The sequence below is a fragment of the Sneathiella sp. genome (assembly GCF_047631475.1).
Taxonomy (GTDB): domain Bacteria; phylum Pseudomonadota; class Alphaproteobacteria; order Sneathiellales; family Sneathiellaceae; genus Sneathiella.
Genome location: NZ_JBLHZT010000053.1, coordinates 1 through 23,087 on the forward strand (window position 1 = coordinate 1; position 23,087 = coordinate 23,087).

The 23,087-nt window shown below is 48.4% G+C and carries 19 protein-coding genes; 15 read left to right on the top strand and 4 right to left on the bottom strand.

Features of this window, described 5'->3' with window-relative positions; genetic code table 11:
• The coding region (locus ACJAYR_RS16210) for a hypothetical protein (protein ID WP_415237568.1) at window positions 1-451 on the top strand (451 nt) is incomplete at its 5' end.
• 2 nt (window positions 452-453) lie between these two features.
• Here ACJAYR_RS16210 and ACJAYR_RS16215 read toward each other — a convergent pair.
• On the bottom strand, window positions 454-2,070 hold the full coding sequence (locus ACJAYR_RS16215) for a short-chain fatty acyl-CoA regulator family protein (protein WP_415237569.1): 1,617 nt from the start codon (window positions 2,068-2,070) through the stop codon (window positions 454-456).
• Window positions 2,071-2,260: 190 nt separating this feature from the next.
• Here ACJAYR_RS16215 and ACJAYR_RS16220 point away from each other — a divergent pair, with 190 nt between their 5' ends.
• The 8 genes from ACJAYR_RS16220 to ACJAYR_RS16255 all read left to right on the top strand — a co-directional run bounded on the left by ACJAYR_RS16220 (window position 2,261) and on the right by ACJAYR_RS16255 (window position 13,117).
• The gene (locus ACJAYR_RS16220; protein WP_181017889.1) at window positions 2,261-3,607 is read left to right on the top strand and encodes a substrate-binding protein; all 1,347 of its coding nucleotides are present in this window, start codon (window positions 2,261-2,263) and stop codon (window positions 3,605-3,607) included.
• 117 nt (window positions 3,608-3,724) lie between these two features.
• Window positions 3,725-4,741 (top strand): branched-chain amino acid ABC transporter permease, encoded by a 1,017-nt coding sequence (locus ACJAYR_RS16225; protein ID WP_415237570.1) that lies wholly within the window; start codon window positions 3,725-3,727, stop codon window positions 4,739-4,741.
• Entirely contained in the window at window positions 4,734-5,885 is a 1,152-nt protein-coding gene (locus tag ACJAYR_RS16230) for a branched-chain amino acid ABC transporter permease (protein ID WP_415237571.1), read from the top strand. The genes ACJAYR_RS16225 and ACJAYR_RS16230 overlap by 8 nt, the downstream gene beginning before the upstream one ends.
• An 11-nt stretch (window positions 5,886-5,896) precedes the next feature.
• Window positions 5,897-6,655 (top strand): ABC transporter ATP-binding protein, encoded by a 759-nt coding sequence (locus ACJAYR_RS16235; RefSeq protein ID WP_415237572.1) that lies wholly within the window; start codon window positions 5,897-5,899, stop codon window positions 6,653-6,655.
• A complete protein-coding gene (locus ACJAYR_RS16240) occupies window positions 6,655-7,371 on the top strand; it encodes an ABC transporter ATP-binding protein (RefSeq protein WP_169544463.1) in 717 nt (238 codons plus the stop codon). Before ACJAYR_RS16235 ends, ACJAYR_RS16240 begins: the two co-directional genes overlap by 1 nt.
• Before the next feature lie 163 nt (window positions 7,372-7,534).
• On the top strand, window positions 7,535-9,475 hold the full coding sequence (gene acs / locus ACJAYR_RS16245) for an acetate--CoA ligase (RefSeq protein WP_415237573.1): 1,941 nt from the start codon (window positions 7,535-7,537) through the stop codon (window positions 9,473-9,475).
• A gap of 202 nt (window positions 9,476-9,677) precedes the next feature.
• Window positions 9,678-10,055, top strand: a complete 378-nt coding sequence (locus ACJAYR_RS16250) for a response regulator transcription factor (RefSeq protein ID WP_169544465.1) — start codon at window positions 9,678-9,680, stop codon at window positions 10,053-10,055.
• A 215-nt stretch (window positions 10,056-10,270) separates the two neighbouring features.
• Complete coding sequence (locus ACJAYR_RS16255) at window positions 10,271-13,117, top strand: ATP-binding protein (RefSeq protein ID WP_415237574.1); 2,847 nt, start codon at window positions 10,271-10,273, stop codon at window positions 13,115-13,117.
• 6 nt (window positions 13,118-13,123) lie between these two features.
• Here the strand turns inward: ACJAYR_RS16255 and ACJAYR_RS16260 are convergent, their stop codons facing one another.
• Window positions 13,124-13,900 (bottom strand): sulfite exporter TauE/SafE family protein, encoded by a 777-nt coding sequence (locus ACJAYR_RS16260; protein ID WP_415237575.1) that lies wholly within the window; start codon window positions 13,898-13,900, stop codon window positions 13,124-13,126.
• On the bottom strand, window positions 13,897-14,538 hold the full coding sequence (locus ACJAYR_RS16265) for a glutathione S-transferase family protein (protein WP_415237576.1): 642 nt from the start codon (window positions 14,536-14,538) through the stop codon (window positions 13,897-13,899). The genes ACJAYR_RS16260 and ACJAYR_RS16265 overlap by 4 nt, the downstream gene beginning before the upstream one ends.
• A 102-nt stretch (window positions 14,539-14,640) precedes the next feature.
• On the opposite strand from ACJAYR_RS16265, the gene ACJAYR_RS16270 reads away from it, so the two are divergent.
• The 6 genes from ACJAYR_RS16270 to edd all read left to right on the top strand — a co-directional run bounded on the left by ACJAYR_RS16270 (window position 14,641) and on the right by edd (window position 21,851).
• A complete protein-coding gene (locus ACJAYR_RS16270) occupies window positions 14,641-15,648 on the top strand; it encodes a zinc-dependent alcohol dehydrogenase family protein (protein WP_415237577.1) in 1,008 nt (335 codons plus the stop codon).
• Between the two features lie 26 nt (window positions 15,649-15,674).
• Window positions 15,675-16,526, top strand: coding sequence for a fumarylacetoacetate hydrolase family protein (locus tag ACJAYR_RS16275; protein ID WP_415237578.1), 852 nt, complete (start codon window positions 15,675-15,677; stop codon window positions 16,524-16,526).
• 22 nt (window positions 16,527-16,548) lie between these two features.
• The gene (locus ACJAYR_RS16280) at window positions 16,549-17,766 is read left to right on the top strand and encodes a serine hydrolase domain-containing protein (protein WP_415237579.1); all 1,218 of its coding nucleotides are present in this window, start codon (window positions 16,549-16,551) and stop codon (window positions 17,764-17,766) included.
• Between the two features lie 85 nt (window positions 17,767-17,851).
• Window positions 17,852-19,330, top strand: a complete 1,479-nt coding sequence (gene zwf / locus ACJAYR_RS16285; RefSeq protein ID WP_415237580.1) for a glucose-6-phosphate dehydrogenase — start codon at window positions 17,852-17,854, stop codon at window positions 19,328-19,330.
• A gap of 3 nt (window positions 19,331-19,333) precedes the next feature.
• A complete protein-coding gene (gene pgl, locus ACJAYR_RS16290; RefSeq protein WP_415237581.1) occupies window positions 19,334-20,029 on the top strand; it encodes a 6-phosphogluconolactonase in 696 nt (231 codons plus the stop codon).
• A 13-nt stretch (window positions 20,030-20,042) separates the two neighbouring features.
• On the top strand, window positions 20,043-21,851 hold the full coding sequence (edd, locus tag ACJAYR_RS16295; RefSeq protein ID WP_415237582.1) for a phosphogluconate dehydratase: 1,809 nt from the start codon (window positions 20,043-20,045) through the stop codon (window positions 21,849-21,851).
• On the opposite strand, the gene ACJAYR_RS16300 is transcribed toward edd, so the two are convergent.
• Window positions 21,848-23,087: ATP-binding protein (locus ACJAYR_RS16300; protein ID WP_415237583.1), on the bottom strand; the 1,240-nt coding region annotated here is incomplete at its 5' end. The genes edd and ACJAYR_RS16300 overlap by 4 nt on opposite strands.

Below are 23,087 nucleotides of genomic sequence, written 5' to 3' on the forward strand. Positions count from 1 at the left end.
GGGTGTCTGGGAGGGAACAGCAATCTCTGAAAGCAACACGAGTTTGAATTTTGCCCTGACAAGTCGGGATATGGATGTTGAAATCCGTCCAACTGCGGATCGTGGTTTTATGATCAACTGGCGCACCTTGTTGCGTCAAGACGGAGAGCCTGGAAAACCTGATGAGGTTGTTAGAGAAACCAAGCGCCAATTTGTGCCAACCGAGAATAAGAAAATCTGGCATGCGACTGGAAAATCCGATTTGCTGTCTGGAGATACGGTCTCGTGGGCCGTCCTGAAAGGCCAGAAGTTAACGATTTATTCTGTAGCGATGAATAAATCCGGTGGATACGATATGCTGGTTTATGACAGGACCCTGACGGGGCTTGGCATGAAGCTGGAGTTCAAGGCTTTACGGAATGGCAACCTGCGGCGAACTGCAAGCGGTACCTTGATCCGGAGTGGAAAATAGGCCTACCATTCTCCAATACCAGGAGAAATATTTCTGCTGTTCTGTGATATATTACTAGGCTGGGCGGGCGGCGGAGCCGCGCGATGGGCGCAGTTCTTCCGGTCGCACAATCGACAGGTGATGCCAACGGGCATCACTGTTCTGGGGGCGGAAAGAACCATCCCGTCAGAATAGACCAGTCGGTGTGCCTGAGAGATATCGCAGCCAATACTGATGGCGTAATGGCGTTTGGGATGGGCATAACCAAGACTGGGTTTTGTAACCGTTCGCGCAATTGAAAAGAACCGCTGCCCGTCTGGTAGCTCTGATATCTGAGTTACAATATGTCCCGGGGTCAGAAGGCAATGGTGGACGACCCATCGCGGGCAGGCACTTCCATATCTTGGGATGCGCAAACCGGATGCACTGAATTTCTTGGAAATATTCCCTGCGATATCTGTTCGTATCAGGTGAAAAGGAATGCCGCTTTGCTCTGGCCGTTGTAATGTTGTGAGACGATGGCAGATCTGCTCGTAGCTGGCGCCGAATTGCTGCTGTAACAATTCGATGTCGTATCGATTATTTTCAGCGGCGTTGTAAAAATCCTCATAGGGAAATAGGCAGGCGCCAGCAAAGTAATTGGCAAGCGCATCAAGGCCTTTCCCGCGGGCGCTTGTATTATTAAGGGGCGATTTTGAAAGAAGCGCGTCGAACACATCCGAGTAATTCAGCTTTCCGATCATAAGCGCCAGATGAAAACGGATCGTGGATGGTGGTAAAGCGCGGGAAATTAAAAGCGTGTTTTGCTCTTCATTGAAAAGTGTTGTCTCCTGCGCCTGCTCATTTTTAGACGTATAGCGAATTTCAATGCCATGATGCTCTGTAATATAGTGGCTTAAATCGTTGACTTCGAGGGCTTCGTCTTTTGGGAAAAATTGGCGGGCACGTGTCGCGGCCTGTTCGATCTCTTCGAAATAATTGTTCTTCGCCTGAATATAATCCATGACGGCATCAGAGGGCGAGGGGCTTAGTTCTTTTCCCGCTAAATGAGAGCCGCCCATAAATCCCAACATTTCGTTTACAGTATCGGCGAGATTGCCGCTGTCTTTCAAGATGATGTCGAGAAATTCCTGCCGTTGTTCCAACTGCATGTCGTTATTGTCGTGAATGATCTCTGACAAAGTGACGATTGAGGTGACAAGGGTTCTTAACCGAAAAGAAGAATCTGCCAGCACAGAATCCTGTGACAACCGTTCTTGCAAATACAGTAAGTCATTTTGCGTTGACTTATAGGCTTTATATAGATCAACAAGATGCGTGCATAACTCTGGAAATTCAGTGGCAACCGCGCCTAATTCAGTATTTTCATAGTTGCTTTCAGAAAAGAGGGGGTCCTGGAGAACTTCGGTCAGATCAGCGGTTAGCTGATTGTCGCGTTGGGCCGCAAAAATCAGGGGGTCAACTTTCAGAATTTGGCTAATTCTAAGGAGGAGAGGCACCGTCAGGTCGCGCCGTTCATGCTCAATCAAATTGAGGTAGCTGGCAGAAATGCCGAGTTCAGATGCAAGCTCCATCTGTGAGATTTTCTGGTCTTTTCGGAGCTTTCGGATGCGCGATCCGATATACGGTGTTTTGGCCATAAAATTTACATCAATTTACAAATTTACAAAATTTATTTTTCAATATTGACATAAAAATCACTTACAATCCAATGTTTTATTGGAAAATCTAATGGGCATGTGAAATTTTTACTTTGCTTTAATTAAATCTAATGCCGTGTCCTCATTAACAGGGGGGAGAAAGCGGTCAATGAAGTGGTGGAGGAAACACATGACTAAAGACAATCGACTAGATTTTTCTCGGCGTGGATTGCTGAAGACCGGTGCAGCGACGGGTCTGATTGCAGCAACTCCTGCGTTTTTCATGCGAGATGCATGGGCAGAGGAGTTCCGCAACAATCCAGGGTCAGCCGGTGAAATCAAGCTTGGCTTTAACGTCCCGCAAACTGGCCCCTATTCTGAAGAAGGTAAAGACGAACTTCGTGCCTTTCAGTTGGCGGTAAAGCATCTGAACGGTGAGGGCGACGGTGGCATGTTGAACACCTTCAAACCTTCAATGCTTAAAGGAAACGGTGTTCTAGGTAAAAAAGTAACTTACGCTACGGGTGATACACAGACGAAATCAGACGCCGCCCGCGCGTCTGCAAAACGGATGATTGAGAAGGATAAAGTTCTCATGATTTCCGGTGGCTCCTCTTCCGGTGTGGCGGTTGCGGTTCAGTCTCTTTGCCAGGAAGAAGGCGTTATCTTCATGGCCGGTCTTACTCACTCAAATGATACAACGGGTAAAGACAAGCGCCGCTATGGTTTCCGTCACTTCTTTAATGCTTATATGTCCGGTCGTGCCTTGGGCCCCGTGCTGAAGAAAGAATATGGTACCGAACGCCGGGCGTATCACCTGACAGCCGATTATACCTGGGGCTGGACACAAGAAGAATCCATGAAAAATACGACCGAAGAGCTCGGTTGGCAGACAGTGAATACCGTCAAAACTCCAGTGGGTGCCGGTGATTTCTCACAATATATTACGCCAGTTCTGAACTCCGGTGCAGATGTGTTGATCCTCAACCACTATGGTAAGGATATGATCAACTCTCTAACACAGGCAGTTCAATTCGGTCTGCGGGATAAGCAGGTTAATGGTAAGAACTTTGAAATCGTTGTACCACTTTTCTCACGTCTGATGGCACAGGGTGCTGGCGATGCCATTAAAGGTATTCTTGGCTCTGCAAACTGGAACTGGTCATTGCAGGATGAAGGATCTCAGGCGTTTGTGAAATCCTTTGGTGCTGAATATGGTACGCCACCTTCAATGGCAGCGCACACCTGTTATGTACAGACCCTTCTTTATGCCAATGCCTGTGAAATGGCGGGTACTTTCTATCCACCAGAAGTAATCAAGTCTCTCGAAGGCTTTAAATTTGATGGGACAGGAAACGGCCCAACAGAATATCGTGCTGAAGACCATCAGTGCTTTAAAGATGTTCTGGTGGTGCGAGGCAACGACAATCCGACAAGTCAGTTCGACCTGCTGGAAGTGGTTGAGCAAACTCCTCGCGCGCAAGTGGAATACGACTGGAAGATCTTTGGTGGTGAACTCGGTCCATACAAAGTCTGACAGTAACTTGAAGGCGGGCTGCTGGTTTTTGACCGTGGCCCGCCCTTTTTTCAGAGAAAATATTGGGCCGATTATCGGCCCAATCCCCTCAAAATCCATTTCCAAAGGTACGATGTGATGGATGCCATATTTCTGCAAGTTTTGAACGGTCTTGATAAAGGTGCTGCCTACGCGTTGATTGCACTTGGTTTGACACTTGTTTTCGGTACTTTGGGTATCGTGAATTTCGCCCATGGTGCGCTCTTTATGCTTGGCGCTTTTTGCGCAGTTTCTTTCAATAAGATTCTAACAATTTCCACGAAGGTGGAAGATAAAGGCGTCACCCTTTTTAAGGCATTCAAAGAAAAGCCCTATCTGGAAATCTGGTTCCCTGATGCGGGACCGGTTTTGCTGGATTTCGCAGTCCCCCTTTCTATTTTATTGGCAATACCGGTGATGTTGCTGATTGGCTATGCGATGGAACGCGGGTTGATCAAGCATTTTTACAAACGGCCTCACGCTGAACAGATTCTTGTCACCTTTGGCCTGGCGATTGTCATACAGGAAGTCATTAAGGCTTATTTCGGCGCCAATCCAATTCCTCAATCCGCCCCTGCGATCTTATCAGGAAGCGCCTCTATTGGCAGTTGGATCGGATTGGGAGACAGTGTGGTTTATCCGTGGTGGCGACTGGTATATCTGTTGTTTTCCGGAGGTATTATTTTTGCTGTCTTTGCGTTCTTGCAATTCACTACCTACGGCATGGTCGTTCGGGCCGGGATGCGCGACCGGGAAACGGTTGGACTGCTCGGTATCAATATTGAACGGCGCTTTACAATTGTTTTTGCCATCGCGACCGTCGTCGCTGGTTTGGCGGGCGTAATGTATACACCTGTCCTACCTCCCGATTATCACATGGGTATGGATTTTCTTGTTCTTTCTTTTGTCGTTGTTGTTGTTGGGGGCATGGGATCCTTGGGCGGCGCCGTTATGGCAGGCTTCCTTCTCGGAATTGTGCAGTCATTCGCTTCTATGACGGAAGTTAAAGAAATCCTGCCTGGAATTGATCAGATCGTCATTTATCTGGTTGCTGTAATTATTTTGCTCACGATGCCACGCGGCTTGTTGGGTCGTACTGGTGTGATGGATGACTAAAATGAAACTCTTTCAAATGAACGACCTTACCCGACTGCTTTTATTTGCTGCTGTAATTCTGACAATGCCGATTTGGCTGGCACCGCTTGGGGGCGCGTATCCTGATCTGCTTCAGAAATTTGCAATTTACGGTATTTTTGCGATCGGCTTTAATATCCTTTTTGGCCTGACTGGCTATCTGTCTTTCGGTCATGCCGCCTTTTTGGGGGTCGGGTCTTATGCTGCGGTCTGGTCATTTAAACTCTTCACCATGAACGCTATTCCTGCCGTATTTTTTGGTGTTATTTTTGCCGGTTTGCTGGCCCTTATTATCGGGTTCCTTAGCCTGCGCCGGTCCGGGATTTATTTCTCCATCCTGACGTTGGCGTTTGCCCAGATGTCTTATAATCTGGCCTATTCCGTTCTCACGCCCATTACAAATGGTGAAACGGGATTACAATTAAGCCAGCAGGATCCCCGAATAATTGATAACCTATTCACTGAAGCATCCGCAGGATTACCCTCAACGACACTCTTTGGGATCAAGATGAGTGGCTATCCCGGGTTCTACTTCTGCGCCGCTTTGCTGATTTTGTGTTTCTTTATTTCATTGCGGATTTTCAGATCTCCGTTTGGTTTGATGTTGAAGGGCATTAAATCGAACCAGAACCGGATGCGGTATACAGGGCTGAATACCCGCCCTTATATGCTGACAGCCTTTGTGATTTCGGGCATGTATGCCGGGCTTGCAGGGTCTCTTCTGGCGGTTACGGATCCATTGGCGGGTGCGGAACGTATGCAATGGACCGCATCTGGTGAAGTGGTTCTTATGACAATTCTGGGGGGCGTTGGAACACTGGTCGGCCCAATGCTGGGCGCGGGGTTGATCAAGTATTTCGAAAATATCTTCTCAGGTTTTGATAACAACGTTCTTTTTGACGCCTTTTCTTTTCTTCCGGATGCGGTCGCTGAATTTATCGTTCCGATTGTCGGACTTTTTGTCGGTGGCGGTTGGCATCTCACATTGGGCTTATTGTTTGTCATTATTGTTATTTTCCTACCGGGCGGCATCGTCGAGGGGGTTCAAAAGCTGGTGGATTTGATTCGCAAGCGACGAGAGCCAATGAATAACAACATGTCCCCACAAGATCAGCCTGGTGAGTAAGGAGTTTTAAAATGAATAATCTTGTCCTTCATTTGGATAATATTCAAAAAAGTTTTGGCGGGCTGAAAGCACTGTCGGATGTCAATCTGGCGGTCGAAGAGGGCACAACTCACGCTATCATTGGTCCCAACGGTGCGGGAAAATCAACCTTGTTGAACGTTTGTGTCGGGCGACTGAAGCCTGATATGGGGCATGTCACGTTTGATGGTCAGGAGTTGACCGGACGCGAGCCGCATGAGATCGCACAGATCGGGGTTGCCAGGGTGTTTCAGACGCCGGAAATTTTTCCGGAAATGACATTGCTTGAAAATGTGATGCTACCGGCTTTTTCTAAAAGAGACGGCGCGTTCAAGTTCAATGCATATTCAAAGCTAACGTCTCAGGGTGAGATCAGGGATGAGGCTGAAAGCATTCTGGAAGATGTGGGCCTTGAAGGTCAGATGATGAACGAAGCTGGTTCTTTGTCCCGCGGTGATAAACGGCGGTTGGAGCTGGGGATGTGTTTGATTTTGCGGCCACGCTTGTTGTTGCTGGACGAGCCGACCGCCGGAATGTCCCGTCATGATACCAACCGGACAATTGATCTGCTGAAGAAAATCAAAAGCCGAGGGATGACCAAGGTAATTATCGAGCATGATATGCATGTTGTGTTTAGTCTTGCGGATAAAGTCAGTGTTTTGGCGAGAGGACAGATCATTGCAGGCGGCTCACCTGAAGAAGTCCGCGAAGATAACAAAGTAAAAGAAGCGTATCTTGGAGGGGCGCACTAATGACTGAGAATTCTGCATTTTTTAGTGTCCGGGACATTCACGCTTACTACGGCGAGTCCTATATTGTGCAAGGCGTTTCTTTCGATGTGGAAGAAGGCGAAATCGTCGCACTTCTGGGCCGAAATGGAGCTGGAAAAACATCAACTTTGCGCGCTTTGGCGCGTGTGGATGATCCTGTTTTGACAAAGGGCGAGATTTATCTGGAAGGGAAGTCCGTCCACGATATGAAAGCCTATCAAGCAGCACAGGCGGGTATTCAGCTTGTTCCGGAAGATCGCCGTATCATTGGCGGACTGACTGTGGAAGAGAACCTTCTTTTGTCACAGGTTTCTGAGCCACGCGGTTGGGAAATTGAAAAAATATACGATCATTTCCCCCGCTTGGGTGAACGTCGCAATCAGGACGCGACCACAATGTCCGGCGGCGAGCAACAAATGCTGGCGGTCGCCCGTGCGCTTGCCCGGGATATTAAAATCCTGTTTCTGGATGAGCCTTATGAAGGATTGGCGCCGGTTATCGTAAAAGAAATCGAAAACATTTTGATGGAAGTGCGGAAACTCGGCATTACAACAATCATTGTAGAACAGAATGCTGTTGCGGCGCTGCAGCTTGCTGATAAGGCACTCATTTTGGATATGGGAAAAATCGCGTTTCGGGGAACGGCTCAGGAAGTGCTGGACGATCAGGCACTGCGTCACGAATATCTGGCGATTTAGTCATACTTTTGTCTGGAATATTCTAATGATTTGCCTTTTGGGCAAATATTTGATTTGCAGCATTTGACAAAGAGTTGCGAATTGTTTGGAATATAGGCCGCGAATAAAAATTCATATGTTGTGGTGGGAGGAAACTACCACATATCCACAGGGAAAGAATACGATGTCTACGAAAGAACTTTACCCGGTTCCAGCTGATCTCGCTTCCTCCTCCTGGATTGATAACACCGGATATGAGGCCATGTATAAGGCCTCCATTGAAAATCCGGAAGCATTCTGGGCAGAGCATGGCAAGCGCGTTGATTGGATAAAACCTTATACGCAGGTGAAAGATGTTTCTTTTGACAAGGAAGATCTGCATATCAAATGGTTTTATGACGGTACATTGAACGTTAGTGCCAATTGTATTGACCGTCATTTGGCGACGAAAGGCGACCAGACAGCTATTATCTGGGAAGGTGACGAGCCGACCGATGACGCCAAGCTGACCTATCGCGAATTACACGAGCAGGTTTGCCGCTTTTCAAATGTGCTAAAAGCGCAGGGCGTTAAAAAAGGGGATCGGGTCACAATTTATATGCCGATGATCGTCGAGGCAGCAATTGCGATGCTTGCCTGTACACGGATTGGTGCAGTTCATTCGGTTGTTTTTGGCGGATTTTCACCTGATGCGCTTGCCGGTCGTATTCGGGACTGCGAGTCAAATTGTATCATTACCGCGGATGAAGGCGTACGCGGCGGAAAAATTGTGCCGCTAAAAGTGAACACAGATAAAGCGTTGGAAAATTGCCCTGATTGCAATACATCGATTGTTGTAAAACGGACAGGTAACCCGGTCAATTGGGTTGAAGGACGCGATGTCTGGTATCACGAAGCGATGGCGGCGGCGTCAGCGGATTGTCCTCCTGAGGAAATGAACGCGGAAGATCCGTTGTTCATTCTTTATACGTCTGGTTCTACCGGGCAACCCAAAGGCGTCATGCATACAACAGGGGGCTATATCGTTTATGCATCGATGACCCATCAATATGTTTTTGATTATCATGACGGCGATGTCTACTGGTGTACGGCCGATGTTGGCTGGGTGACGGGCCATAGCTATATCCTGTACGGACCTTTGGCTAATGGTGCGACAACGTTGATGTTTGAAGGGGTGCCTAATTACCCAACTGTCTCTCGGTTTTGGGAAGTTTGCGACAAACATCAGGTCAATATTTTCTATACGGCCCCAACCGCAATTCGCGCGTTGATGCAGTCAGGGGATGATCCGGTCAAGGCGACGTCTCGTTCGTCAATCCGGCTTTTGGGATCTGTTGGTGAACCCATTAATCCGGAAGCCTGGCGCTGGTATTATGAGGTTGTTGGGGAAAGCCGATGCCCGGTTGTTGATACATGGTGGCAAACAGAAACAGGCGGTATCCTGATTACACCGCTACCCGGGGCGACTGATTTGAAACCCGGCTCCGCTACACGGCCGTTCTTTGGTGTCGACCCTATGATGGTTGACAATGATGGCAAAGAACTTGAAGGAGAATGCGAAGGTGTTCTGTGTATCCGGGATAGTTGGCCTGGTCAGATGCGCACGGTTTACGGTGATCACGAGCGTTTTTATCAGACCTACTTTGCGACATTCCCGGGACGGTATTTTTCCGGTGATGGGGCTCGCCGCGACAAAGACGGATATTACTGGATTACAGGGCGTGTGGATGATGTGATCAATGTTTCAGGTCACAGAATGGGAACTGCTGAAGTTGAAAGTGCGCTGGTGGCCCATCCGAAAATCTCTGAAGCTGCGGTTGTTGGTTATCCTCATGATATCAAGGGACAGGGTATTTATGCTTATGTCACTCTCAATCTGGGGCAGGAACCAACGGAAGAACTGCGAAAAGAACTGGTCAAGTGGGTCCGTACGGAAATCGGGCCGATCGCAGCGCCAGATCTTATCCAATGGGCTCCGGGTTTACCTAAAACCAGATCCGGAAAGATCATGCGGCGGATCTTAAGAAAAGTTGCTGAAAATGAATTTGGCAACTTGGGTGATACCTCCACATTGGCTGACCCAAGCGTGGTTGATGATTTGATCGATAATCGGATGAACAAGTAGGGCGCTGCCCCCTTTTGTATCTGAAATATCTGAAGGTATGATGCTATGCGCCGAAATGAAAATGGCGCATAGCATTGTTTTTTGAATTACAGTACAATCGGCAGAATTAAAGACTTGCAGCTCATAATTACCGGCGAATTCGCTAAAAAAATGATCGGTTAAAGAGCTTGTCTGTCATACTTTGGGAGGAGTAGACGACACAATGTCGTATACAGTGCTTGTTGTGGAGGACGAGCCGAATATTGTTCTGTCGCTGCAATTTATAATGCGGCAGGTCGGTTTTACGGTTCGAGTAGCATCTGATGGGGATCAGGCAATACGAGCTGTGGAGGAATACGTTCCTGATCTGGTATTGCTGGATATTATGTTACCGAAGCAGGACGGTTTCGCCGTTTGTGAAAATATTCGAAATAACCCTGCCTGCCGAAATGTCAAAATTATCATGTTGTCCGCTAAAAGCAGGGATGCTGATCGCGAGAAGGCGTTGGAGTTAGGGGCTGACGAATTTATTACCAAGCCTTTTTCAACGCGCGTCCTTGGCGAAATGGTCAAGCGCCTTATGGGCTTGGAGGCTGGGTGAATAAGGTGTTTGAGAGGAACGACCGGGATATACTGGGATGAAACGGACCGGGCGAAAAAAAGAATGGTCTATTTTGGTTTTTTGCATATTCCTGCTCGGAATATTTCCGCCAGTGCTGTTTGTCTTTGATAAAAAACTTTTGGTTGCAGGCCTTCCGCTGGGGTTTCTTTATCTCTACGGATTTTGGGCGGTCATGATATTATTTATGGCGATCGGTGCGCGGCGTCGAAACATTCCAGATACACCGGGTTCACCGGCGCCATCAATATCAGATCAGTCCATTACCATTGTCAGAAATGACCCTCGTGATGTCTAGCGGTCTGGTCATAACCGTTTCGTTCCTGTATCTGGGCCTGCTCTTTGCCATCGCCCATTATGTGGATACCCGGGCTGGTTTGAAACGCATCCTTTCTCGTAATCCTTATATTTATACATTATCCATCGCTGTTTTCTGTACGTCCTGGACGTTTTACGGCAGCGTCGGGCGCGCGGCGACGACAGGGCTGGACTTTTTGCCCATCTATTTGGGGCCTACCTTGGTGTTCGTTCTGTGGTCGTTTGTCTGGATCAAGATTATCCGTATTTGCAAGCAGCGGCGCATCACCTCGATTGCTGATTTTATCGCCTCCCGGTATGGGAAAAGTACCATGCTGGGCGGATTGGTTACGATCATCGCTGTGGTTGGGATCATGCCTTATATCTCTCTACAACTGAAATCGATTGCAACCAGCTTTCGGATCCTGATTACATCCTCAGGGGGCCTGTTGCCAACAACACCGGTTGAGCCTTTGTTCTTTGTCGATACGACGTTGGTGGTGGCTGTTGCGCTGGCGTTATTCGCCATCCTTTTCGGAACACGTCACATTGATGCCAGTGAACATCACGAGGGTTTAGTCGCGGCCATCGCTTTTGAAAGTGTTGTTAAGTTACTCGCCTTTTTGACGGTCGGTGGCTTTGTGACATATGGAATTTTCAACGGCTTCACGGATATCTTTCAGCGTGCATCGGTTGATCCTTCTTTATCGCAACTCTTTACGGTCAGTCAGGGGCAGGGATATAGCTTGTGGATGACCATGACGTTATTGTCTATGGCGGCGATCATATGCTTGCCCCGGCAATTTTATATAACGGCTGTCGAAAATCCGGATGAAGGATATGTTCGAAAAGCCACATGGTTGTTTCCGGCCTATCTTCTGGTCATTAATATTTTTGTTCTTCCCATCGCAATCGGGGGACGCCTTGCCTTTGCGGGGACACCGGCCGATGCCGATATGTTCGTTCTGACTGTACCACTTTATTATGATCACGGGTTTATTGCTCTTTTTGCATTTCTCGGAGGGTTGTCCGCGGCGACCTCTATGGTAATTGTTGCGTCGATTGCGCTGAGCACCATGGTCTGTAATGACCTTGTTATGCCGGTTCTTTTACGCTGGAAATGGTTGAATATAAGCCGCAATGCCGATTTGACGGGGCTTTTATTGTTTATTCGGCGCGCCAGTATTCTTCTGATCCTTGTTCTAGGATACGGCTATTATTTGTTTGCCAGTGAAAGCCATTCCCTCGTGACCATCGGCTTGGTGTCCTTTGCCGCAGCGGCACAGTTTGCACCAGCGATTATCGGGGGCATCTTTTGGAAGGATGCCAACTTTAAAGGTGCACTGACCGGATTGCTCTGTGGTTTCATTCTTTGGGTATATACGTTGCTGCTTCCCTCCCTTGCGCAGTCCGGGTGGCTTCCGATCAGTTTTATTGAGGAAGGGCTCTTCGGCATTAATCTTCTTAAGCCTTATGCCTTGTTTGGTCTTGACGGGTTTGACCGACTAACCCATGCCCTGTTCTGGAGTATGGTCTTCAATATCGGTTGTTACTGGATCATTTCGTTGCTGACCCAGCAGACCGCGCTGGAGCGTATTCAGGCCAAATTGTTTGTCGATGTTTTCGAGCATTCTGAAGGGGAACGCGACAACAGTTATTGGAAAGGGTCAGTTACGATTGGAGACTTGCAGCAGCTGGTCGGGCGCTTTGTTGGTGTGAGAAAGGTGGCGGACGCTTTTGACAGTTTTGCCCGGGATAAAAAAATAAATCTTCGTAAGAGTCAGGTTGTGGATGTTCAGTTCCTGAATTTTGCGGAAAAACTTCTTGCAGGATCCATTGGTTCAGCCACGGCAAGGGTGATGGTCGGATCAATCGTAAAGGGTGAAGTGGTCAGCCTCGACGAGGTTTACCGGATCCTGGATGAGACAAGCCAGGTTATTGAATATAGTCATAAGCTCGAACAGAAATCGACTGAACTTGAGGAAGCGACGGCACAGTTGCAGATGGCAAATGCCCGGCTGAAGGAACTGGATTCTCTGAAGGATGATTTCCTGTCGATGGTTAGCCATGAATTACGGACACCCTTAACAAGTTTGCGGGCATTTGGCGAGATCTTGCAGGACAATCCCAATGTGTCATTAGCGGAGAGAAAGCAGTTTCTGGGGATCATCATTAATGAAAGTGAGCGGCTTACCCGTTTGATTGATCAACTTCTCGATCTTGCCAAGATGGAAGCGGGACGGATGGATTGGTCGCTGGCTGATGTTGATGCGTGCCAGGTAATCCGAGAGGCTGTCGGTACACTGGATGCCTTGATACTTGAAAATAATATCAAGCTAGACCTTCAATTGGCACCAGGGCTGCCAAAAATTCGGGCGGATCGGGATCAATTGATGCAGGTGATTATTAATCTGGTCTCGAACGCGATCAAATTTTGTGACCAAGACGCTGGCGAAATTCTGGTTGCGGCCAAAGAACAGGAGACGGGCCTGCTCATTTCAGTAGAGGATAACGGCATCGGTGTGCCTGCACCGCTTAAGGAGAAAATCTTTGAGCGCTTCCATCAATCTCATTCCGTGGCACAGGAAAAGCCGCAAGGGTCGGGGCTTGGGCTTGCGATTTGTCGGCAGATCGTCACCTATCTCGACGGACGTATCTGGGTTGAAAATAAAACCGAAGGTGGTGCACGGTTTTATTTTACAATTCCATTTGAGCAGGATGAAGAGTTACGTCAAATAGCCGAGTAAACGGGATTAAAAAAACAGATGACCCGCTGACCTGTAGATCATCGATAGACCAACAAGCAGGATCAGAACAAGAACCACTTTTTTGAAGAAAACCGGATCAACCCGCCTGCGCAGATTGGTGCCGATCCATATGCCAAACAGAATGGGAACCATACCCGCGAGCCCGTAAAAAGCTTCAATAGGGCCGAGAATATCTGTTCGTTGCAGAGAGATTGCCAGAACCAGACTGCCTGAAAATAATAGGACACTGACGACGGAAACAAACCGTTCTTTTGTTAGGCCAAGGGACACAAAGAAAAAGATGGGCATGATACCGAAAAGGGATGTCATACCCCCTATAATACCAGATGAAATCCCGATGATCGGAGCGACAATTTTCTGCTGTTTTTTCAGAACCGTTAGCGATTTTCCCATTAAATCCAGAGACGTAACAATCAGAAGAATGATCCCCAGCATGATTGTCAGGATATCTGTATTTACCACGGCCAGAAAATAGGCCCCCACGGGAAGCGTCACCAATAAGGGAACCAGCAAGGTCCAATGACGCCGGATAGATCCTTTTATATCCCCAGAGATAGTCATTTGAACGAGATTGCTGAGGGTCATGGGAATGGCCAGCACCGAAATGGCAAATGGCAAGGGCAGGACGAGAATTATGATCGGAATTGATACTGTCGGCAATCCGAATGAGGAAACCCCTTTCACAAAGCCACCAAATAACAAGGCCGCGCAGATAACAGCAAAATGAAGACTATTAAAGTCCTGGATGATTTGTTCGATCATTCTTTTTTCTTAAATGATGTCGGGATATCATTGACGAAGGTCGGAATATGATAGCCCTTTATTACAGCGGGTCGTTGAGCGATACTTTCATACCATTTTTGAACATTGGGATAGTCAGACAAGTCCATTCCCTGCCATTCAAATCTGGAAATCCACGGCCAGACTGCCATATCTGCAATCGAATAGGTAGTGGCAATATAGTCTTTTCCAGCCAGTTGCTTGTCTAACACTGTATACAAACGTTCGGCTTCCGCTTTGAATCGGGTTTGGGCGTAATCTGAAACGCCCGGATTAAAGTGATGAAAATGATGAACTTGTCCAAGAATTGGGCCGGCGCCACCCATCTGCCACATCAGCCATTCAATGGCCTTCCAATAGCCGTCTCCTTCCGGCAGAAATTGCCCCGATTTTTGAGCCAGATAAAGTAATATGGCGCCGCTTTCCATCAAAGATATTCCCGTGTCATGATCGTAAATAGCGGGTATCTTATTATTCGGGCTAATAGCAAGGAACTTGGGATCGAATTGTTCGTTTTCTCCAATATTTACGGGATGGACGGTGTAGGGAAGAGACGTTTCCTCCAGCATGATTGAAACTTTTCGTCCGTTTGGTGTGCCCCAAGTATAAAGGTCGATCATAAATCTGACTCCATTCCTGCTTTTGCATTGAATTTAATTTCTTTTACTCTGATTATCAGAAATGGCGCAGACTGCAAATCAGCATAAGAAAAGGTAGCAATAATGAAAGCGTATGTAATTGGGGAAGGATCCGGATTAGAGGCCCTGACGTTAGTCGAAAGAGATGTTCCCAAACCTGGTCCCGGAGAAATTCTTGTTCGAATGAAAGCCAACTCAATTAACTACCGTGATTTGCTGACCATAAAAAATGCGGGCGCCAGAGGTATCACAGACCAACGCATTCCAAATTCGGATGGCGCTGGCATTGTTGAGGCATTGGGTGAAGGTGTCACACACTATCAGGCCGGCGATCGGGTGGTTGGATGTTTTTTTCAGGACTGGGTCAGTGGCCCCATCACTGAAAAGACAATGATGTCTGCTTTAGGGGGGCCGATTGACGGGGTGCTAGCAGAATATGTTGTCCTAAAGGAGCAGGGTGTCTTGCCTATTCCGGAAAGCCTGTCATTTGAACAAGCCGCAACATTGCCCTGCGCGGCCGTAACAGCGTGGAATTGTCTGATTGAAAAAGGGGAAGCGAATGCCGGGGATATCGCTTTATTGCTGGGAACAGGCGGCGTTTCCATCTTTGCACAGCAAATCGCCAAATTTTGCGGTATCCAGACGATTGTAACCTCCAGTAGCGATGAGAAACTTGAACGCGTGAAAAAACTTGGGGCCAGTACCCTGATCAATTATCGGGATCAGCCGGACTGGGAAAACGCAGTCTTGGAAGCGACAAATGGAAAAGGCGTCGATGTCGTGATTGAGGTGGGAGGTGCCGGTACGCTGGCGAAATCAGTGGAAGCGGTTCGGATCGGTGGTACTGTGTCTTTGGTGGGCGTACTCACCGGCGGCACGATTGATCCGACTTCCATCATGCGAAAATCTGTAAAACTTCAGGGGATTTATGTTGGCCCCCAAGATATGTTTGCCAAGTTGATCCGGGCGATCGACTATAATGAACTTAACCCCGTTATCGAGGAAACTGTAGCGTTTGATAACGCAAAAGACGCTTATCGATTAATGGAAAGTGGTCAGCATTTTGGGAAAATTGTTATTGCCTTTTCTTAACTGAAAAATGGCAAGGAGGAAGTTTTATGAAGTTATTGCGTTATGGCCCGGCGGGCTCAGAGAAACCCGCTTTGCTTGATGAAGAGGGGAACGTTCGGGATTTGTCTTCTGTAATCAGTGATGTTGATGGCCGTTCTCTCACAGATGATGCCCTTGCTTCTTTGAAGGCAGTGGATCCAGGCAGTCTTCCGATTGTGAACGAGACCGGGCGCATCGGGCCTTGTGTCGCAAATGTCGGGAAGTTGATTTGCATTGGTCTGAATTATTCGGATCATGCTGAAGAAACGGGCAATCCTATTCCTAAAGAACCGATTGTTTTCATGAAAGCGACCAGTTCAATTTGTGGACCTAATGATGATATCGAAATCCCACGGAGTTCGGTCAAAACAGACTGGGAAGTGGAACTGGGTGTTGTGATCGGAAAACGGGCGAAATATGTTTCAGAAGCAAACGCACTGGATTATGTCGCCGGTTATTGTGCGGTAAATGATGTTTCAGAACGGGAGTTCCAGACAGAACGTTCCGGGCAATGGGTCAAAGGTAAAAGTCATGATACTTTTGCGCCATTGGGCCCATGGATGGTTACAAAAGACGAAGTGCCCGATCCGCAGAATGTGTCTATGTGGCTGGATGTTGACGGGCATCGGTTTCAGGATGGATCGACAAAGACCATGATTTTCGGTGTTCAGGAAATCGTTTCTTATTTGAGCAATTTCATGACTTTGGAGCCAGGTGATATTATTTCTACCGGGACACCTCCTGGTGTGGGGATGGGGCAAAAACCTGATCCTGTTTACCTGAAGGTAGGTCAGGAGATTCGTATGGGGGTTGAAGGACTGGGCGAACAATCTCAGAAAACAATCGCAGCCAGAGACTAAGCAGACACTAAAAGAGGAAAGAATGGAAAAGACCTGTACACCTGAAGCTCTGGGATTTTCGTCCACTCGCTTGGATCATATTACGGACTGGATGCAACGTTATGTCGATGCGGGTAAATTACCCGGTGCCCAGACCGTTGTGATGAGGGGCGGCGAAGTCGCCTATTCAGGCTGGACAGGCTTTTCTGACGTAGAAAATAAAGTTCGCTGGCAAGAAGATACAATCGCCCGGTTTTATTCCATGACCAAACCTGTTTCTTCATTGGCCTTAATGACGTTGTATGAGAGGGGTCTTTTTCATCTGGATGATCCGATTGAAACCTTTATTCCGGCTTTTAAGGACATGCGTGTCTTACGGAAAAATGCTCAGTCTATTGAAGATACGGAACCGTGCATAACAAAGCCGACAGTCCATCATTTGCTAACGCATTGTTCTGGTTTGACGTACGATTTTAATCTTGGGGTTCTGGAAACCCTGTATGGCGAAGAAAAAATGGATTTTGGTCCCCGGCGTGGAACACTGGAAGACCAGATCGATCGTTTGGCTCAAATGCCTTTGAAATTTGAGCCTGGCAGCCGCTGGAATTATGGGGTTTCAACAGATGTTGTTGGTCGCCTTGTGGAGATTATTTCGGGGCAAAGCCTTGATCAGTATTTTAACGATACATTTTTCGAGCCCTTGGGGATGAAGGATACTGCTTTTGATTTCAGGCCTGAACAGCAAGGCCGGGTTGCAGCCAGTTATACTCCGAACACGGATGGCTCTCTTAAGCTGGTTGAAAATGCATCGAACAGTGTTTACGCGAAAGGGAATGTTCAAGGTCTTTCTGGCGGGGGCGGATTGCTTTCTACCGCTGGCGATTACTTGAAATTTGCCGATATGATCCGGCGTCGTGGCCGGTTTGGCGATCAGCAGATCCTTGGAACCCGGACCATGGATTTTATCATGCAGAACCATATGCCGGGTGATCTGGCCTCAATGGGGCAGCCGGTGTTTTCTGAAGTATCGTTTTCCGGGGTCGGGTTTGGCCTCGGTGGTTGGGTGATGCTCGATCCAACGAAGGCTCAAATGATGGGGAGCCCCGGTGACTTCGGATGGGGCGGGATGGCAAGTACAGTCTTTTGGGTTGACCCTCTTGAAGATATGGTTGTGCTGTTCCTTACCCAGTTGCTCCCTTCCAGCTATTATCCGTTACGAAAAGAACTGCGCGCGTTGGCCTATCAGGCGATGATAGACTAAGTATTTTCAACGGCTCACAAGGTCTGGTTATCTAAGGTTCCAAGAAGCCTTTGGAATTTTTAACTTCTTTAAAATCGAGGTACGAATGAGTATTGCGCTTGGGGTGGATCCTTTTAACTTTGTCGTATTCGGCGGAACGGGTGATCTTGCTATCCGTAAGTTGATGCCCGCGCTTTTGTTCAGTGAATGTGATGATCGATTGCCGGATGAGGCCTCTATCATTGCACTGGGCCGAACTGAGTTAAGTCAGCAGGAATATGCAGATATTGTCCGCGCCGGGTGCAAAAAATATATGGCGGATAACCTGTTCAGTGAGGAGAAGTGGGAAGCCTTCGCGAAGCGCCTGTGTTACTTCAAACTGGATATTGACGAAAAGCAGGACTTTCTTAAACTGGCTGAGCATCTTGAGAAAACGGCGGACCGTGTTCGCGTTTTTTATCTGGCTACACATTCTTCCTTATTTGCGGCGGTTGGCGAAGGACTTCATGACGCTAACGCTATTCATGAACAGTCCCGGATTGTTCTTGAAAAGCCGCTCGGCATGGATCTGAAATCGGCGAAGGAAACCAACAGCCAGATCGCCCGTTTTTTCAAAGAAGATCAGATTTTCAGGATTGATCATTATCTAGGAAAAGAAACTGTCCAGAACCTGATGGTTTTGCGGTTTGGAAATTCAATTTTTGAGCCCGTCTGGCATCACGGCATGATCGACCATGTACAGATAACCGTGGCTGAAACGGTCGGCGTAGAGGGGCGCGGCGGGTATTATGATAAAAGCGGTGCCTTGCGCGATATGGTGCAGAACCATCTGGTCCAGCTATTGTGCCTAGTTGCGATGGAACCACCGGCACAGTTCGATCAGGATGCCGTGCGGGATGAAAAATTAAAAATCCTGAAAAGTCTTCGGCCGATCACGGGCGACCATGTGGAAAAAAACACAGTGCGCGGTCAGTATGCGGAAGGTGCGATTGATCGCACGGCAACTCATAGCTATCTGGAAGACAGCGGCATTGAAGAAAGTAATACGGAAACGTTTGTTGCTATCAAGGCCGAGGTCGATAACTGGCGTTGGACCGGTGTTCCCTTCTACTTGCGAACAGGCAAGCGTTTGCGGCAGCGATTTTCGGAGATCGTGATAGACTTCAAACCCGTTCCGCATCAGATTTTTCCTGCGCCGGGACAAGGGATGAAGCCAAATCGATTAATAATTCGTCTTCAGCCAGATGAAGGCATCAAATTGATTATGACAAGTAAAGTGCCGGGGCCGGGAGGGCTTCGTTTGCAACAGACACCATTGAACCTGTCTTATTCCGATGTTTTCCGAAAACGCGCGCCGGATGCCTATGAACGATTGATTTTGGATTCTGTTCGCGGGAATTCTACATTATTTATGCGGCGCGATGAACTGGAAGCGGCCTGGAGCTGGGTTGAACCTATTCTGGAGGAATGGGAGAAAAGCGAAGAAGCCTTGGTTGACTATCCCGGCGGCACCATGGGGCCAACGGCGTCCACCGCATTAATTGCCCGGGATGGTCGGTCTTGGCACGACGGCGGAGAGACTTAAGGCATGGTGTTGATCAGCGAATGTCTGTTTTCAGACGCAGAAAAGCTGGATGAAAATCTGGCAAAAAAGGTAGGGGAACTGTTATCGGCGGCTATTGCTGAACGCGGGTCCGCTGTATTGGTTGTTTCAGGCGGTAACACACCTAAGAACATGTTTCGTATATTGAGCCAAGAGAAGATTGATTGGCAACAAGTGACAGTTCTGTTGGCCGATGAGCGATGGGTCGAGACCTGGAGTGAACGTAGCAATGAAAAAATGGTACGTGCTTGCCTTTTGCAATATGCCGCCGCAGAAGCCCATTTTGTCGGCTATTATCATCCTGATAAAACAGCAGAAGAAGCGCTGCCTGTTTTAAACAATATCTTGGTGATGCTTGACCAGCCGATTGATGTGCTGCTTCTGGGGATGGGTGAGGATGGACATACAGCATCCTTATTTCCATGCGCCCCCAACGCAGCCAGTTTGCTGAACCCGAATGAGCCATTGAAACTGGTTATTGTCGAACCATCCTCTGCACCTGATAAACGAGTAAGCCTGTCGTTTCCGGTTCTTTGTCAGGCGCGTTCAACTGTTTTGCATATAACGGGTGAAATGAAGAAGGAAGTTTTACAGAAGATCACCTCCGGGACGATTGAAGCGCCCATCGGCGAAGTTTTGGCATCGGGTGATGGTCTTAAAATGTTGTACTGGTCGCCCTAGAAAGGGAAATGTAATGCCTATTCCTCAAATTCAACGCGTGACGGATCGCATTATTGCGCGAAGTCAGGAAAGTCGGCGCGCTTACTTGGATGCTATTCGCACTGCGAAAGATCAGGGTCCTCATCGGACGAGCCTGTCCTGTGGCAACCTAGCGCATGCCTGCGCGGCGTCGCCCGATCAGGAAAAATCAGAGTATCAGGAGCAGGCGACGGTCAATATCGGCATCATTACCGCCTATAATGATATGTTGTCGGCTCATCAACCATTTGAACGCTATCCGGCCCTGATCAAAGAGGCGGCTAGAGAAGCGGGGGGGATGGCTCAGGTAGCGAGCGGTGTGCCCGCCATGTGCGATGGCGTAACACAAGGGCAGGATGGCATGGAGTTATCGCTGTTTAGCCGCGACGTTATCGCTATGGCCACCGCCATTGGCCTCAGCCATAATGTCTTTGACGCTGCATTGTGTTTGGGTGTGTGCGATAAAATCGTCCCTGGTCTGTTGATCGGCGCCCTTTCCTTTGGCCATTTGCCGGTTTTATTTGTGCCAGCGGGGCCGATGCCTTCAGGATTGCCAAATAAAGAGAAAGCCCGTATCCGTCAGGAGTTTGCCGCAGGAAAAATAGGTCGCAAAGAATTATTTGAAGCAGAAAGCGCCTCTTACCATAGTGCAGGAACCTGCACATTTTATGGGACTGCAAATACGAACCAAATGCTGATGGAGTTGATGGGGCTTCACTTGCCGGGTGCGGCCTTTGTCAATCCGGGAACCGAACTGCGCGAGGCTCTTACTCAGGAAGCCGCCCGAACAGCCTGCCAACTGGCTAAAAACCCGGACGTTGTGCCCCTTGGTGAGCAGATTGACGAAAAGACGATTACAAACGCGATTGTCGGTCTGTTGGCGACAGGTGGTTCGACGAACCTGACCATTCATTTGATAGCGATTGCCAAGGCGGCTGGTATTCAGATTAGTTGGCAGGATTTTTCTGATTTGTCCGAAGTTGTTCCGTTCATAACGCGGATCTATCCCAACAGTCAGGCCGATGTGAACCATTTCCATGCGGCGGGGGGCTTTGCTTATCTGGTTTCCACGTTGTTGGAAAATGGATACCTTCATGAAGACGTCAATACGGTTGCGGGCAGAGGCCTCCGCCGGTATGCGCAGGAGCCGTTTCTAGAGGGGCACGCCTTGAAATGGCGGGCCGGTGCACAGCAATCTCTTGATCCGGATATTTTGAGATCAGCGGATAACCCTTTCAGCCCGACCGGGGGTTTGAAATTGTTAGACGGAAATATCGGCCGGTCAGTTATTAAATACTCAGCCGTGGACGAGGCGCACCATATTGTAGAGGCACCAGCTGTCATTTTTAACGATCAAAATGCGTTCTTGAAAGCATTCGAAGAGGGTGAGCTGCACCGCGATTTTGTTGCAGTATTGAAAGAACAGGGGCCGAAATCCAATGGTATGCCTGAGCTGCATAAATTAACCCCAGCACTGGGTGTTTTGCAGGATTTGGGCTATCGCGTGGCCCTTGTGACGGATGGCCGAATGTCGGGTGCATCTGGAAAAGTGCCGGCGGCCATTCACATGTCCCCCGAGGCAAAGGATGGCGGTAATATTGCCCGGCTGCGGGATGGCGATTTACTTCGTCTGGATGCCAAAGCCGGCAGCCTCACTGTTGCACTGACAGACGAGGAATTGGCGGGTCGGGATGTCCGCTTGGCCGGTACCAATATGTCTCATCGTGGGTCTGGCCGGGAAATCTTTGCGGCTATGCGAAAAAATGTCAGTTCGGCAGAAGAAGGGGCGTCCAGTCTGTTCTAGCCGTCTTTGTGGCTGGGAAGCAAAATTGTTACTTGCGTCCCCTCTCCGGTTTGGCTGTCGATACGGACTGTTCCGTTTGACTGTTTGGCAAAGCCATAAACCATGCTTAAGCCAAGGCCTGTTCCTTTTCCAACTTCCTTGGTGGTAAAAAATGGCTCAAAGGCATGTTTGAGCACCTTCTCAGGCATGCCCATCCCAGTATCTTTTACAGAAAGGCTGGAATATTTCCCGGGTGGCAGATCGGGATAGAGGCTCGAATTATGCTGATTTATGTCGACATTGCCTGTTTCAATAGTGAGACTACCGCCCTTGGGCATGGCGTCGCTGGAGTTGATGCAAAGGTTCATTAGCGCATTTTCAATCTGGCTGTGGTCTGCGAAGACATCTCGCACATTTTCATCCGTTTTTACGTCGACAGCGATGGTCTCTCCAAGCAGGCGGTCGATGAGTTCAAGCATTTCAGCAACCAGATTGTTCAATTCAACCCGTTGGGGCCGCAGTGCCTGTTTTCGAGAATAGGCTAACAAGCGTTGTGTCAATTGCGCGCCTCTCGTTGCAGACCGTTCGATGGCGCGGGTATGAGCGTAAAGCGGACTGCTTTCAGAGAGTTCATCTTGCAAAAGGTCGATATTGCCCAGAACGATTGCCAATATGTTATTAAAGTCGTGGGCTATTCCCCCGGTCAACTGGCCGACAGCTTCCATCTTCTGGGCTTGCTGTAGTTGTTGTTCTACTTTCAATGCCCGTTTATCAGTTTCAATCTGTTCCGTGATGTCGCGTCCCGCGCCTCGAAATCCTTTGAAATCCCCTTTTTCATCGAACATAGGTGAGCCGCTGACAGTCAGATGTAAAACCCGACCATCTTTGTGTTTTAAGTCATAGCGAAAATCACGAAAGGGTTTCTGTTCGAAAAAAGTTTGTTGATGGTCGCGCCATTCTTCGTCGACCAATCGGCTGTTATCGTTGCGCCAAGGGGGGGATCCGATCAGCTCCGTTGGTTTTAGTCCTGTGACTTCCTCAAGTCGTTCTGAGAATGTGATGAAGTTATGATTTTCGTCGGTTCCCCAGAACCAATCTGACGCAGAGTTTGCTGAGGCTTCAAACTGCGCCTCCCGCAGGCGTAACGCCTCTTCTACTTTTTTGCGATCATTTATCTCTTTTTCAAGTTCGGCGGTTCTGCGTTGTACGCGGCGCTCCAATTCTTCGTTGGCTTCTTTAAGGATCGTTTCGGCTTCT